Source organism: Stappia sp. TSB10P1A, assembly GCF_900185725.1.
In the GTDB taxonomy this organism is placed as follows: Bacteria; Pseudomonadota; Alphaproteobacteria; order Rhizobiales; family Stappiaceae; genus Stappia.
Genome location: NZ_FYAU01000016.1, coordinates 1 through 13177, shown reverse-complemented (window position 1 = coordinate 13177; position 13177 = coordinate 1). Strand labels below are relative to the sequence as shown.

Annotated in this window: 12 protein-coding genes; 5 read left to right on the top strand and 7 right to left on the bottom strand. The window is 68.3% G+C overall.

Annotation, left to right across the window (positions count from 1 at the left end; translation table 11 throughout):
- Positions 1-58: 58 nt before the first annotated feature.
- Positions 59-961: a class A beta-lactamase gene (gene bla, locus TSB10P1A_RS05025; RefSeq protein ID WP_244292993.1), complete on the bottom strand. Its 903-nt coding sequence runs from the start codon at positions 959-961 to the stop codon at positions 59-61.
- Positions 962-1130: 169 nt separating this feature from the next.
- Here bla and TSB10P1A_RS05020 point away from each other — a divergent pair, with 169 nt between their 5' ends.
- The 3 genes from TSB10P1A_RS05020 to TSB10P1A_RS05010 all read left to right on the top strand — a co-directional run bounded on the left by TSB10P1A_RS05020 (position 1131) and on the right by TSB10P1A_RS05010 (position 3649).
- Positions 1131-1997 (top strand): LysR family transcriptional regulator, encoded by an 867-nt coding sequence (locus tag TSB10P1A_RS05020; RefSeq protein WP_186386814.1) that lies wholly within the window; start codon positions 1131-1133, stop codon positions 1995-1997.
- A gap of 170 nt (positions 1998-2167) precedes the next feature.
- Positions 2168-2614 (top strand): MarR family winged helix-turn-helix transcriptional regulator, encoded by a 447-nt coding sequence (locus tag TSB10P1A_RS05015; RefSeq protein WP_186386813.1) that lies wholly within the window; start codon positions 2168-2170, stop codon positions 2612-2614.
- A 132-nt stretch (positions 2615-2746) separates the two neighbouring features.
- The gene (locus tag TSB10P1A_RS05010) at positions 2747-3649 is read left to right on the top strand and encodes a histone deacetylase (RefSeq protein ID WP_186386812.1); all 903 of its coding nucleotides are present in this window, start codon (positions 2747-2749) and stop codon (positions 3647-3649) included.
- 18 nt (positions 3650-3667) lie between these two features.
- Here the strand turns inward: TSB10P1A_RS05010 and TSB10P1A_RS05005 are convergent, their stop codons facing one another.
- Entirely contained in the window at positions 3668-3943 is a 276-nt protein-coding gene (locus TSB10P1A_RS05005) for a DUF6460 domain-containing protein (RefSeq protein ID WP_186386811.1), read from the bottom strand.
- Positions 3944-4377: 434 nt separating this feature from the next.
- On the opposite strand from TSB10P1A_RS05005, the gene TSB10P1A_RS05000 reads away from it, so the two are divergent.
- Entirely contained in the window at positions 4378-4827 is a 450-nt protein-coding gene (locus TSB10P1A_RS05000; RefSeq protein ID WP_186386810.1) for an META domain-containing protein, read from the top strand.
- Positions 4828-5287: 460 nt separating this feature from the next.
- Here the strand turns inward: TSB10P1A_RS05000 and TSB10P1A_RS04995 are convergent, their stop codons facing one another.
- From TSB10P1A_RS04995 to TSB10P1A_RS04975, 5 genes are all read right to left on the bottom strand, one after another.
- Positions 5288-7507: a 3-hydroxyacyl-CoA dehydrogenase NAD-binding domain-containing protein gene (locus TSB10P1A_RS04995; RefSeq protein ID WP_186386809.1), complete on the bottom strand. Its 2220-nt coding sequence runs from the start codon at positions 7505-7507 to the stop codon at positions 5288-5290.
- A 23-nt stretch (positions 7508-7530) separates the two neighbouring features.
- Positions 7531-8739 carry an acetyl-CoA C-acetyltransferase gene (locus tag TSB10P1A_RS04990; RefSeq protein ID WP_186386808.1) on the bottom strand — a complete coding sequence of 403 codons (1209 nt, stop codon included), beginning with the start codon at positions 8737-8739 and terminating at the stop codon, positions 7531-7533.
- Between the two features lie 34 nt (positions 8740-8773).
- On the bottom strand, positions 8774-9880 hold the full coding sequence (locus TSB10P1A_RS04985) for an acyl-CoA dehydrogenase family protein (RefSeq protein ID WP_186387102.1): 1107 nt from the start codon (positions 9878-9880) through the stop codon (positions 8774-8776).
- Between the two features lie 143 nt (positions 9881-10023).
- Positions 10024-11820 (bottom strand): acyl-CoA dehydrogenase C-terminal domain-containing protein, encoded by a 1797-nt coding sequence (locus tag TSB10P1A_RS04980; protein ID WP_186386807.1) that lies wholly within the window; start codon positions 11818-11820, stop codon positions 10024-10026.
- Positions 11821-12177: 357 nt separating this feature from the next.
- Positions 12178-12627, bottom strand: coding sequence for a MerR family DNA-binding transcriptional regulator (locus tag TSB10P1A_RS04975; protein WP_186386806.1), 450 nt, complete (start codon positions 12625-12627; stop codon positions 12178-12180).
- 346 nt (positions 12628-12973) lie between these two features.
- On the opposite strand from TSB10P1A_RS04975, the gene TSB10P1A_RS04970 reads away from it, so the two are divergent.
- Positions 12974-13177 (top strand): hypothetical protein (locus TSB10P1A_RS04970; RefSeq protein WP_186386805.1); only part of this gene is annotated, 204 nt, incomplete at its 3' end.

The following is a 13177-nucleotide window of genomic DNA, read 5'->3' as shown; positions in this document are numbered from 1 at the left end:
TTGAAGAAATGTCGGGTGGGGCGGGACAGCGCAGAGAGCCGTCCCGCCCCGACGAGGCTCAGATGGAGGCGGCGATGCGGGCGATCTCGGCCAGGGTGGCGTCGCGCGTCCTGGCCTCGGCCTGCGGCATTTCGCAATAGGCGGTGACGATCAGTGCGCCGCGGCTGCTCGGCCAGGCGACGCCGATGTCGTTGGCGTGGCCCTTGCCGCTGGTGCCGGTCTTGTCGCCGACCAGCCAGTCGGCGGGAAAGCCGGCCCGCAGCCGCGCGTCGCCGGTCCGGTTGGTGACCAGCCACGCGGTCAGCCGGTCGCGCGAGCGGCGTGACAGGGCATCGCCGAACAGCAGCTTGCGCAAGGTCTGCGCCATCGCCCTCGGCGTCGTCGTGTCGCGCTCGTCGCCGGGCCCGTCATGGGCGTTGAGCTCCGGCTCCATGCGGTCGTGACGGGTGACCTCGTCGCCGAGCGAGCGGGTGAACCCCGTCAGCGCCGCCGGACCACCGAAGCTCTTGAGCAGCAGGTTGGCGGCGGTGTTGTCGCTCATCGTCACCGTCGCCTCGCACAGCTCCGCGACCGTCAGGCCGGGGCCGCCGGCATGCTTTTCCGTGCCGGGCGACCAGGAGACGAGATCGCCCTTGGTGAAGGGGATGCGCCGGTCGAGCTGTTCTTCCTCCCGGTCGACGCGGGCAAGCACGAAGGCGGCGAGCGTCAGCTTGAATGTCGAAGCCATCAGGAAGCGTTCGTCCAGCCGATTGCCGAAGGTCTGCCCGCTCGCCATGTCGTGGATGGCGATGCCGAGGCGGCCGCCCTGCTTGCGTTCCAGCGCGGCGAGCCGGCCTTCGATATCGGCGGCATCGGCCGTGCCGGCACGGGCGGGCGTCGCCAGCAGAGCGGTGCCGGTGGCCAGCGTCGGGGCGAGCAGAAGCGAGCCGGCAAGTGCCTGCCGGCGAGACAGTTTGAACATGGATTTCATCTCCGTCGTGAAAGCGTACGGCCTGCGCCGGTTGGTGCGGCGGCAGGGCGCTGGATGGCCTCCCAGCCTGCGGGAGCGATCATGCGCAAACACGAGACCCTCGCCAAACGATCAATTCTGGGATTAGACATGAGAAAATCTTGGCCTTGGAGGAGAGCCCATGGATGTCTCGCAATTGCCGCTCAATGCGCTGCGCGCCTTCGAGGCCTCGGCCCGGCTCGGCAGCTTCACCCGCGCCGGGCTGGAGCTGCGGGTGACGCAGACGGCGATCAGCCATCAGGTGAAGGCGCTGGAGGAAACGCTCGGTCTCACCCTGTTCAAGCGGCTGCCGCGCGGCCTTGCGCTCACCGACGAGGCGCAGGCCCTGCTGCCGGTGCTGAGCGATGCGTTCCGGCGGATGAGCGCGACGCTGAGCCAGTTCGAACAGGGCAATTTCCGCGAGATCCTGACCATTGGCGTCGTCGGCACCTTCGCCATCGGCTGGCTGCTGCCACGCCTCTCGCGCTTTCGCGAGGCCCATCCCCATGTCGACCTGCGGCTGAAGACCAACAACAACCGCGCCGACATGCTGCTCGACGGGCTCGACCTGTTCATCCGCTTCGGCGACGGCGCCTGGCACGCGACGGAGGCGGTGCGGCTGATGGAGGCGCCGTTCTCGCCGGTCTGCGCGCCGCAGGTCGCGGCGCGGCTCGCGCAGCCGCGCGACCTTGCCGGCGCGGATCTGCTGCGCTCCTACCGGCAGGACGAATGGGCGGCCTGGTTCCGCATGGCCGGCCTCGAGCCGCTGCCGGCCCGCGGCTTCATGTTCGATTCCTCGCGGGCCCTGGTCGAGGCAGCAGTGCTGGGGGCGGGCGTCGCCCTGGTGCCGGTGGCGATGTTCGCCCGCGAGATCGCGGAAGGGCGCGTCGTCCGCCCCTTCGCGGTGGAGGCGCCGCTCGGCGCCTACTGGCTGACCTGGCTGAAATCGCGCCGGCAGACGCCGGCCATGCGCGCCTTTCGCCAGTGGATCTCGGACGAGGCGGGCTGAGGGCGCGCCGTCGTCGTTCGTCTGCTCTCGCCAGCCCCTCCCCGCCGGCCCTCCTCGTCGGCCCCCTCGCCGGAACCCCGTTCGTCGGAAGCTGGGTCTACTGCCCCTTGAAATGCGTGAGTGATCACGTATATAGACTGCAACAGTCACGCAACAGGAAGGTTCGTGCCATGAACGCGCTTGTCTTCACCCTTCTCGACATTGCCGGCCTGATCGAGAAGCGCTTCGACCGCCCGCTTGCCGGCGCCCGCGGCGTCAGTTTCCGCGAATATCGCCTGCTGAAAAGCCTGTCGGAGTTTCCCGGCAGCCGGGCGATGCGGGTGGAACTGGCCCATGCCGTCGGCCTGACGCCCTCGGCCGTCACCCGCGCGCTGAAGCCGCTGGAAAAGCTCGGCTATGTGGTGACGGAAAAGGGCGAGCGCGATGCCCGCCAGAGCCTGGCGCGGTTGACCGAGGCCGGCGAGATCCTGCTGGCCGATGCCGATGCCATCGTCGCCGACGTGGTGGCCGGCCTGCCGGCCATGTCGATCAGCGAGGGCCAGCTTGCCGAACTGCATCGCGGTCTCGCCGGTCCGCCGGCGAGCCGGACGGTGCCCTTGCGGGCGGCGATCGTCTGACGTTTGAACGGGTGCGGGGGTGTCCCATGGGCGGGCGCCCCCGAACCGGTTTCCCGCGCTGGTCTCCCGCGCTGGGCCGAGCGTATAAGGTCTGTCCCGCTTGGGTCCCGCAGCCGGAGTACCGGGTTCCGCATGTCGCTCGCCATCGTCCATCATCCGGCCTTCTGCGCCGATATTCCCGCCGCCCACCGCTTCCCGATGAACAAGTTCCGCCGGGTGGCGCAGGTGCTGGTCGAGGACGGGCTGGTGGCGGCGGACGGCTTCCACCGGCCGGCGCCCGCACCGGCGGAGTGGATCGCGCTCGCCCATGACCGGGCCTATGTCGACCAGGTCTTCGCCGCCGACGTGCCGGCGCCGATTGTCCGCGAGATCGGCCTGCCGATGAGCGAGAGCGTCGCCTTGCGCGCCCGCTGCGCCACGGCCGGGACGGTGCTCGCCGCCTTGCTGGCGCTCGACCGGGGGATTGCCTGCAACACCGCCGGCGGCAGCCATCATGCCAGGAGCTCGCAAGGGGCGGGGTTCTGCGTCTTCAACGATGTCGCGGTGGCGATCCGCCTGCTGATGGCGGACCGGGCGATCCGCCGCGCCATGGTCGTCGATCTCGACGTGCACCAGGGCGACGGCACGGCGCAGATCTTCGCCGGCGACGCGGCGGTGTTCACCCTGTCGCTGCATGCGGGGCGCAACTATCCGGTGCGCAAGGTGCCCTCGAGCCTCGACGTGCCGCTGGAGGACGGCGTCGGGGATGCCGCCTATCTGGAGGCGCTTGCCGCCGTGCTGCCGGGGGCGCTCGCCGCCTTTCGCCCCGACATCGTCTTCTACAATGCCGGCGTCGACCCGCATGAAGAGGACCGGCTGGGGCGCCTGTCGCTGAGCGACGAGGGGCTGGCCGCGCGCGACCGTTATGTGGTGTCGCGCGTGCGCACGGCGGGCATTCCGCTCGCCGGGGTGATCGGCGGCGGCTATCTGGAGGACATCGACAGGCTGGCGCGCCGCCACACGATCCTGCACCGGGTGGCGGCGGAGTTCGCCTGATCGCGCGAGGCGTTTGATTCAGCTCCGCCGGCCGATGCTCATCAGCCGCAGCACCGCCCAGACCGGGATCACCACCACCGCGCCGAGCAGGAAATAGCCGCCGAGCTGGCCGAGCGCCTCGAAGCCGAGGTTCCACAGCCGGCGGATGAACGACACCATCCCGTCGAACAGGTCGAGCGGGTGCAGGTCGAGCGCCGACAGCAGCACGCCGACGACGAAGGACAGAAAGAGCAGCTTGACGATCACCCGGCCGGGCGAGTCGCCGAGGAAGCGGCTGATCGGAGAGTTGGACATGCGTCGGTTCCCGAGAAGGCTGCCGGATGCGCGCAAGGCCCGCGCGTCTCGGTCTGATGACCGCAGATGTAGGCGGGCGATCCCGCCGGAGCAAACCGAAAATCGGCGTCGGCGGTTTGCGGCGGCGTTTGTCGCCCGCGTCAAGATGATGCCACATTGGAGCGGGACATCTCGTGTCGCAGGATGCGGACGACTCGCGGCGGCCATTGCCGCGCCATGCGAGGCCCGTGAGGCGGTGGGCCCGGCCGTATCCTGGATCGGTAACGCTCCGGCGCTGGGGCCGTCCGCAAATGGAGGGTCCCCGCTGGCTTCGGTCCCCGTCGGCTTCGGCCCGGCCGGGTGCGGCAGGAGCCGCCGGAGCGCGCCGACCTCGTTGCAGCCGACAGGTCCGTTGCCGATGGTGCGGACCCGTCAAGCCAGGAATGCCCGTCGACATGAGTGCCGCTTTGCGAAAGCCCGCGATCCTCGCGCTTGCCACCCTGCCGCTTCTCGGCCTTGCCGCCCATCCCTCGGCCGCCGGGGCGCAGGACCTCTCCGTGACCGGAACCTGGCGGATCGAGGCGCTGGCAGCGCCCGGCGGCGCGCTGGTCGATGTCGACCAGGGCCTGTCCAGCCGCACGGAAGTGACCATCGACCGGCACGGCATGTGGCTCGCTTCGGCCGGCTGCAACCGGCTGCGCGGCACGCTGCAGCAGATGGGGCACGCGCTCGCCGTCTCGACCCGGGTGATGGCAACCGAAATGGCCTGCGAAGGCGCCTCCGGCGACCTGGAGCGCCGGTTCCTGCATTTCTTCCCGGCGGTGAAGCAGATCGACGGCATGCCCGGCCGCGTGCTCTTGCGCGACCAGTCGGGCGCCGCGGTGGTGCTGCTGGTCTACAAGTAGCGCTGGTTTTTTGGCACCAACTTATGCTGGCGTCTTCCCGGACGAGGCCGAAGGCCGAAGATCCGGGACCGGGGAGGCACGGCGGCTGCGGGTTCGGCCAGGAGCGCACCTCATACGCCCTCGGCTCGCCGGCCCCGGCTCGGCGCTCGCGCGCCGTCCGGGGTGACGAAACGAGAGGAGGCAAGGGCGGCCGAGGCCGCCCTTCGCAGGTATCTTGAGCTCGTGCGACCGTTTATGCCGCCATGCGCTACCGCCACCGCTCTGGGAACGAATAGGCCCCGGCGCGCGCTGCGCTTGGCCGGGGTGACGGCCGAGGGGATGCGAGGTCATGCCTCCACCTCTGATGTCATCCCGGCCGCAGGCGAAGCCTGCAGAGCCGGGAACCATTGGCACCTTCGGCAAGCATGAGGGAGGAGCGCATCGCCACCTCCACGGCTGTACGCCTGCGCAGGCAGGCGGCCTATGCCGCCTCGCGCGCGCCGGCGTCCGGTCCCTTCTCGGGGGCGAAGCGCTCGTAGAAGCGGGCGTCGGTCTTCGCCATCTCCTTGAGCAGGCGGTTCGGCTTGAAGCGCGGCCCCCACTTCTTGGTGAACTTGCGGCACAGCTCGGTGAAGGCGGCGGTGCCCATGCCGTCGATATAGGACAGGGTGCCGCCGGTGAACGGCGCGAAGCCGAAGCCGAGGATCGAGCCGACATCCGCCTCGCGCACGTCCGTCAGGCAGTTTTCCTCGAAGATCCGCGCCGTCTCCAGCGCCTGCATGACGAGGAAGCGCTGCTTCAGCTCCTCGACATGGAAGGCCTCGGCCGGCTTCGGCTTGCCGACCACCTCGGGAATGCCCGGCCACAGCTTCTTGTCGCGCCCCTGATAGTCGTAGAAGCCCTTGCCGTTCTTGCGGCCGAACCGCTCGCGCTTGACCACCATCTCTTCCAGGATGTTGTCGAGCGGGCCTTCGACATATTTGACGCCGAGGTCCTTGCGCGTCGCCGAGACGATCTTCCAGGCAAGGTCCAGCGCCACCTCGTCGCCGAGCGACAGCGGACCGACCGGCATGCCGGCCATGCGCCCGCAATTCTCGATCATCGCCGCCGGCACCCCGTCGGCGAGCATCATCAGGCCCTCGCGGATATAGGTCATGACCACGCGCGAGGTGTAGAAGCCGCGCGAGTCGTTGACGACGATCGGCGTTTTCTTGATCGCCTTGATGTAGTCGAGCGCCATGGCCAGCGCCTTGTCGCCGGTCTTCTTGCCGAGGATCACCTCGACCAGCATCATCTTGTCGACCGGCGAGAAGAAGTGGATGCCGATGAAGTTCTTCGGCCGCTTCGAGATCTCGGCGAGCGAGGTGATCGGCAGGGTCGAGGTGTTGGAGGCATAGATCGCCCGCGGCTTCAGCACTGCCTCCGCCTGCTCGGTCACCGCGCGCTTGATCTCGCGATCCTCGAACACCGCCTCGATGACGAGGTCGCAGTCGGCGAGCGCCGCGTAGTCGGGCGTCGCCGTGATGCGCGACAGCAGCGCCGCCTTGTCGGCCTCGCTGGCCCGCCCGCGCTTGATCGCCTTCGACATCAGCTCGTCCGAATGGGCCTTGCCCTTGTCGGCGGCCGCCTGGTCGCGGTCGATCAGCACCACGTCGATGCCGGCCTTCGCGGTGACAAAGGCAATGCCTGCGCCCATGAAGCCGGCGCCGAGGATGCCGACCTTCCTGATGCGGTTCGGCTTGACCGAGGCCGGCCGCCGCGCGCCCTTGTTCAGCTCCTGCATGGAGACGAACAGCGAGCGGATCATGCTGGCCGCTTCCGGCGTCTGCAGCACATGGGCGAAGTAGCGGCTTTCCACCGTCAGCGCCTGGTCCATCGGCAGCAGCAGACCCTCATAGACCGACTTCAGCAGCGCCCTGGCACCGGGATAGTTGTCATGGGTCTCGCGCCGATAAATGGCGTTGGCCGCCGGCCAGAACTGGAAGCCGGCCGGCGAGTAGATCGCCCCGCCCGGCAGGCGGAAGCCCTTCTGGTCCCACAGCTTGACCGGGTCGACGCCGGCTTTCAGCAGCTTCACGGCCGCCGCCACCAGCTTCTTCGCCGGGGCGGTCTCGTCGATCAGCTTCATCGCCTTCGCCTGGGCGGCGTTCAGCGTCTTGCCCTGCAGCAGGAATTGCAGGCCCTGCTGGCTGTCGGTCATGCGCATGACGCGCTGGGTGCCGCCGGCGCCGGGGAAGAGGCCGACCTTGACCTCCGGCAGCGCCATCTTGAACACGTCTTCCTCCGCCGCCACCCGCGCGTGGCAGGCGAGCGCCAGTTCCGTCGCCCCGCCCATGCAGGTGCCGTTGATCGCCGCGACGAAGGGCTTGCCGCAGGTCTCCAGCTTGCGGAAGATCTGCGACAGGCGCCGCGAGCCGTCGAACAGCATCCGCGCCGCCCCTTCCGGATCCTTCGCCCGCTGGGCATGGAACTGGCGCAGCAGCCCCTCCAGCATGGTCAGGTCGGCGCCGCCGGAAAAGGCCGCCTTGCCCGAGGTGATGACGGCGCCCTTGACGGCGGTGTCGCCCGCGACCGCGTCGATGATCGCGTCGAGCTCCTCCATCACCGACATGTCGATGACGTTCATGCTCTTGCCCGGCATGTCCCAGACGATATGGGCGATGCCGGCGTCGGTGGTCAGGGTGAAGTTGCTATAGGTCATGGTCTGTCCTCCGCCTGGTCGCCTTAGACGCGCTCGATGATCGTCGCCGTGCCCATGCCGGCGCCGATGCACAGCGTCACCAGGGCGGTGTTGAGGTCGCGCCGCTCGAGTTCGTCGAGCACGGTGCCGAGGATCATCGCGCCGGTCGCGCCGAGCGGATGGCCCATGGCGATGGCGCCGCCATTGACGTTGACGATGGCCGGGTCGAGATCGAAGGCCTGCCGGTAGCGCAGCACCACCGAGGCGAAGGCCTCGTTGATCTCGAAGAGGTCGATGTCCTTCAGCGACATCTTGGCGCTCGCCAGCAGCTTCTCGGTGACGTCGACCGGCCCGGTCAGCATCAAGGCCGGCTCCGAGCCGATATTGGCGAAGGCGCGGATGCGCGCGCGCGCCGTCAGCCCGGCCTTGCGCCCGGCCTTGCGGTTGCCGATGAGAACAGCGGCGGCCCCATCCACAATACCCGACGAGTTGCCCGCATGATGCACATGGGTGATGCCGGCAAGCTCGGGATGGGCCTGGATCGCCACCGCGTCGAAGCCGCCCATCTGGCCCATCATCTCGAAGGAGGGGTTCAGCGCGGCCAGCGACTGCATGTCGGTCTCGGGCCGCATGTGCTCGTCGCGGTCGAGGATGGTCAGCCCGTTGAGGTCGCGCACCGGCACGACGGAGCGGGAGAAACGGCCCTTGTCCCAGGCCTTGGCTGCGCGCTTCTGGCTTTCCACCGCGTAGCCGTCGACATCGTCGCGGGAGAAGCCGTATTTGCTGGCGATGAGGTCGGCCGAGACGCCCTGCGGCATGAAATAGGAGGGCAGGGCGACCTGAGGGTCGACCGGCCAGGCGCCGCCCGAGGCGCCGATGCCGATGCGGCTCATGGACTCGGCGCCGCCGGCGATGACGAGGTCGTGCTGCCCGGCCATCACCTGCGCCGCGCCGAAATTCACCGCGTCGAGGCCGGAGGCGCAGAAGCGGTTGAGCTGGACGCCCGGCACCGCGTGGTCGTAGCCGGCCGCGAAGACCGCGGCCCGGGCGATGTCGCCGCCGGCCTCGCCGACCGGATCGACACAGCCGAGGATCACGTCGTCGACGAGCGCCGTGTCGAGCCCGTTGCGCTCGCGCAGGGCCTTCAGCGGCTCGGCCGCCAGCCGCACCGCCGGCACCTCGTAAAGGGCGCCGTCCTTCTTGCCGCGCCCGCGCGGCGTGCGCACATGGTCGAAAATCAATGCGTCGGCCATCAATGCCTCCTTGGCTTGTCCCGCTGTCGCGCCCCTAAAGGCTGCGGGCGATCAGCACTTTCATGATCTCGTTGGTCCCGGCATAGATCCGTTGCACGCGGGCATCGGCATAGAGCCGGGAGATCGGATATTCGTTCATGTAGCCATAGCCGCCGAAGAACTGCAGGCACTCGTCCATCACCTTGGACTGCAGGTCGGTGGTCCAGTATTTCGCCATCGAGGCGGTGGTGCCGTCGAGTTCGCCCGCCACATGCCGGGCGATGCAGTCATTGACGAAGACCTGGCCGATGGTCGCCTCGGTCTTCAGCTCCGCCAGCTTGAACTGGGTGTTCTGGAAGTCGAGGACGCGCTTGCCGAAGGCCTGCCGGTCCTTGACATAGTCGAGCGTCAGGGTCAGCGCCCGTTCGATCGCCGCCATCGCCTGCACCGCCACCAGAAGCCGCTCCTGCGGCAACTGTTCCATCAATTGATAGAAGCCGCGCCCTTCCTCCGGGCCGATCAGCGCGTCGGCCGGCACGCGCACGTCGTCGAAGAACAGCTCCGACGTATCGTTGCCCTTGAAGCCGAGCTTGTCGAGATTGCGGCCGCGCCGGAAGCCCTCCGCCCCCTCGGTTTCCAGCACGAAGAGCGAGACGCCCTTCGATCCGGCCGCCGGATCGGTCTTGGCGACGACGATGATCAGGTTGGCGAGCTGGCCGTTGGTGATGAAGGTCTTGGCGCCGGAAATCCGATAGTGATTGCCGTCGCGCACCGCGCTGGTGCGGATCGCCTGCAGGTCGGAGCCGGCGCCCGGCTCGGTCATGGCGATGGCGCCGATCATCTCGCCGGAGGCGAGCTTCGGCAGCCAGCGTTCCTTCTGCTCCTGCGAGCCGTAATGCTTGATATAGGGCGCGACGATGGCCGAATGCAGGGCGATGCCGAAATGGTCGAAGCCGGCAAGGCCGAGCCGGCGGATGATCACGGATTCATGGGCGAAGGTGCCGCCGGCCGCGCCGTACTCCTCCGGCATGCCGGAGCACAGGAAGCCGCCGGCGCCGGTCTTTTCCCAGGCCGCGCGCGTGACGCAGCCGGCCTCCACCCAGGCCTCGTAGTCCGGGGCGATCTCCCGCTCGAGGAACCGCGCGAAGGCGTCGTCGAGCATCGTCAGTTCGTCGTTCATCCATGCCGGCGTTCCGGCGTTCAAGACGCTCAAGCCGCTCTCCTCCCTGCGACGGTTCTTGTCGTTGTGCGGTCGCGGCACGCCCCCGCGCGCCGCGTCCTGTCCGTGGTTCCGCGATCGTCGGCTCAGAAGGCGGCGGCGTCGAGGCCCATCATCGTGTCGGCGCCGGCCGAAACCCGGGCGAGGCGCAGCCCGGTCTCGGGCATGTGCCGCTCCATGAAGTAGCGGGCGAGCGTCAGCTTGGTCTCGTAGAAGGCGGTGTCGCCGTCGGTGCCGGCGGCAAGGGCGGCCTGCGCGCTCTTCGCCATGCGCGCCCACATGTAGCCGAGCGCGACGATGCCGAAGAGATGCATGTAGTCGGTCGAGCCGGCCCCGGCATTGTCGGGCTTGGCCATGGCGTTGTTCATGAACCACATGGTCGCCGCCTGCAGGTCGTCGAGACCAGCCTTCAGTGGCCCGGCGAGCGGGGCGAGGGCCTCGTCGCCGGAGATCTCCTTCAGGAGGGCGCCGACTTCCTTGAAGAAGGTCATCACCGCCCGGCCGCCGTCGCGCGGCAGCTTGCGGCCGACCAGATCCAGCGCCTGGATGCCGTTGGCGCCCTCGTAGATCATGGTGATGCGGGCATCGCGGACGAATTGCGACATGCCCCATTCCTCGATATAGCCGTGGCCGCCGAGCATCTGCTGCGCCGCCACCGCGTTCTCGAAGCCCTTGTCGGTGAGCACGCCCTTGATCACCGGGGTCATCAGGCCCATGTGGTCGTCCGCCGCCTGGGCCTCGGCCTTGTCGGACGAGCGGTGCGAGACGTCGGACTGCAAGGCCGTCCACAGCACCAGCGCGCGGGCCGCCTCGTTGAAGGCGCGGATCGACAGCAGCGTGCGGCGCACGTCCGGATGCACGATGATCGGGTCGGCCTTGCCGTCCGGGTTCTTCGGCCCGGTCAGCGACCGGCCCTGCAGCCGCTCGCGGGCATAGGCCAGCGCGTTCTGATAGGCGACCTCGGACTGGGCGAGGCCCTGCACGCCGACGGCGAGGCGGGCCTCGTTCATCATCACGAACATCGCGTTGAGGCCGCGGTTTTCCTCGCCGATCAGCCAGCCGGTCGCCTCGTCATAGTTCATGACGCAGGTGGCGTTGCCGTGGATGCCCATCTTCTCTTCCAGCGAGCCGCAGGACACGCCGTTGCGGGCACCAAGCTTGCCGTCGCCGTCGGGCAGGAATTTCGGCACGATGAACAGCGAGATGCCCTTGGTGCCTTCCGGCGCGCCCTCGATGCGGGCCAGCACCAGATGCACGATGTTCTCGGTCAGGTCGTGCTCGCCGGCGGAGATGAAGATCTTCTGCCCCGAGATGCGGTAGCTGCCGTCGCCCTGTGGCACGGCCTTCGACTTGATCAGGCCGAGATCGGTGCCGCAATGCGGCTCGGTCAGGTTCATGGTGCCGGACCATTCGCCGGTGGCGAGCTTCGGCAGGTAGAGCGCCTTCTGTTCCGCGCTGCCATGCACCATGATCGCCGCCGCCGCGCCCTGCGACAGGCCCGGATACATGCCCCAGGCAAGGTTGGCGCCGGAAATGAACTCCTGCATCACCGAGTTGAGCGTCGTCGGCAGGCCCTGGCCGCCATACTCCTCCGGCATCGACAGGGCGATCCAGCCGTTCTCCCGGTAGGTGTCATAGGCGGCGCGGAAGCCCTTGGGCGTCGTCACGCTGCCATCGTCGTGACGGGTGCAGCCCTCGCGGTCGCCGGATGCGTTGAGCGGGGTGAGCTCGTCCTGGCAGAAGCGCGCGCCCTCGTTGAGGATCGCCTCGACGAGGTCGGGCGTCGCTTCGGCAAAGCCCGGCAGATTGCCGTGGCGGTCGTAGCCCAGCACCTCGTTCAGCAGGAACATCACATCCCGGACGGGGGCGGTATAGCTTGGCATGATCATCCTCCCGATGGTCGGCCCGGCCTGTGGTGCCGGTTGCGCGGCGCAGCCTGTATCACAGACCTGACGTTTCCGTAAACGTCACCTTGCACTGGTTATATGGCCGGCGGCCGACGCTCGCAAGGCCTGTTCCTGCGGTTCGGCCCGAAAAATCGCGCGCCGCCGGCCACTCTCAGTGCGATTGACGGCAAAATCAGGGAGATTCCGACCGAAAACCGCCGGAGCGGGTCGCGGCATGCGACGAAAATGCAAAAACCCCGCGCCGGGGAGCGGCACGGGGTTCGACAGGTCTGACAGAGGGCGCGCGCATATCGTCGGGGGGAGGGCGGGCCCTGACCCTAGGCAAGGCGCGACTCAGTCGCCCTCCTTCTCCTTCAGCATGCCGGAGACGATTTCCACCGTGCGGCCGAGCTCCTCGATCGCCTGGTCGATGTCGCGGCGCTGCGTCACCAGCACGTCGATCTGCTCCTGGAACCGCGACAGCGCCACCTTGAGCTGGGTGACCTGGCCGTCGCGCAGGTCATAGAGATCGAGCATGTCGAGGATCTCGGCGAGGGAGAAGCCGACCCGCTTGCCCATCAGCACCAGCTTCAGCCGTGCCCGGTCGCGGCGCGTATAGACGCGGTTCATGCCGTCGCGGCGCGGGTTGAGAAGGCCCTTGTCCTCGTAGAACCTGAGGGTCCGCAAGGTGACATCGAATTCCTTCGCAAGGTCCCCGATGGTGAAGAGCGTCTTCTTCGTCGTCTCGTCCTTGGCGGCCACCGCCTCGACGATATCGTTGTTGACCGAGAGCGCTTCGCTCATGGCATTTTCCTTGGCATTGCCCGGTACACGCGACCGGCAGCGGGCATCGCTCCGGGGCGGTTCCGGCGGGTCTTCAGGGGCATGACATTACGTAACCTGCATCTGGCATACATTCCGTGCACGTAAGCGTCAAGCGTCCTTCCGGCGGTCGGCGATGGCCCCGTTGCGATCCGCGCGGCCCGTTTACCGGTCGTTAACCATGTAAATCCGCCACTTAACCGGCTGTTTACCATAAGCGGCGACAGTTTACGCCAAGCTCGTCCGGGTGCCGTGTAGCCGTGTTCCCACCGGGGCGAAGAAGATTGCTGGCGCGACACGCGCCCCACATGGGTTTGAGAGGCAGTTCATGTCCTGGAACGCGCGACATCGCAGTGAACGCGGCCTGCCGAGGGAAGACGGCCAGGGGCGCGAGGCACAGGGCGAGCCCGAGAGCTGGTACGAGCCGCGCCGCCGGCCGCCGGCCGTCGACCCCTCCCGCGGTGTCGAGCGGGCGAGGGCGCGCGAGCAGCTCAACGATGTCGCCGACGCCCTCGGGCGGTTGATGGACACG

Bases quoted from the DNA above. Each gene is read 5' to 3' on its own strand.
- bla (WP_244292993.1), bottom strand. From the start codon at position 961: ATGTTCAAACTGTCTCGCCGGCAGGCACTTGCCGGCTCGCTTCTGCTC.
- TSB10P1A_RS05020 (WP_186386814.1), top strand. From the start codon at position 1,131: ATGGATGTCTCGCAATTGCCGCTCAATGCGCTGCGCGCCTTCGAGGCC.
- TSB10P1A_RS05015 (WP_186386813.1), top strand. From the start codon at position 2,168: ATGAACGCGCTTGTCTTCACCCTTCTCGACATTGCCGGCCTGATCGAG.
- TSB10P1A_RS05010 (WP_186386812.1), top strand. From the start codon at position 2,747: ATGTCGCTCGCCATCGTCCATCATCCGGCCTTCTGCGCCGATATTCCC.
- TSB10P1A_RS05005 (WP_186386811.1), bottom strand. From the start codon at position 3,943: ATGTCCAACTCTCCGATCAGCCGCTTCCTCGGCGACTCGCCCGGCCGG.
- TSB10P1A_RS05000 (WP_186386810.1), top strand. From the start codon at position 4,378: ATGAGTGCCGCTTTGCGAAAGCCCGCGATCCTCGCGCTTGCCACCCTG.
- TSB10P1A_RS04995 (WP_186386809.1), bottom strand. From the start codon at position 7,507: ATGACCTATAGCAACTTCACCCTGACCACCGACGCCGGCATCGCCCAT.
- TSB10P1A_RS04990 (WP_186386808.1), bottom strand. From the start codon at position 8,739: ATGGCCGACGCATTGATTTTCGACCATGTGCGCACGCCGCGCGGGCGC.
- TSB10P1A_RS04985 (WP_186387102.1), bottom strand. From the start codon at position 9,880: ATGCTCGACGACGCCTTCGCGCGGTTCCTCGAGCGGGAGATCGCCCCG.
- TSB10P1A_RS04980 (WP_186386807.1), bottom strand. From the start codon at position 11,820: ATGCCAAGCTATACCGCCCCCGTCCGGGATGTGATGTTCCTGCTGAAC.
- TSB10P1A_RS04975 (WP_186386806.1), bottom strand. From the start codon at position 12,627: ATGAGCGAAGCGCTCTCGGTCAACAACGATATCGTCGAGGCGGTGGCC.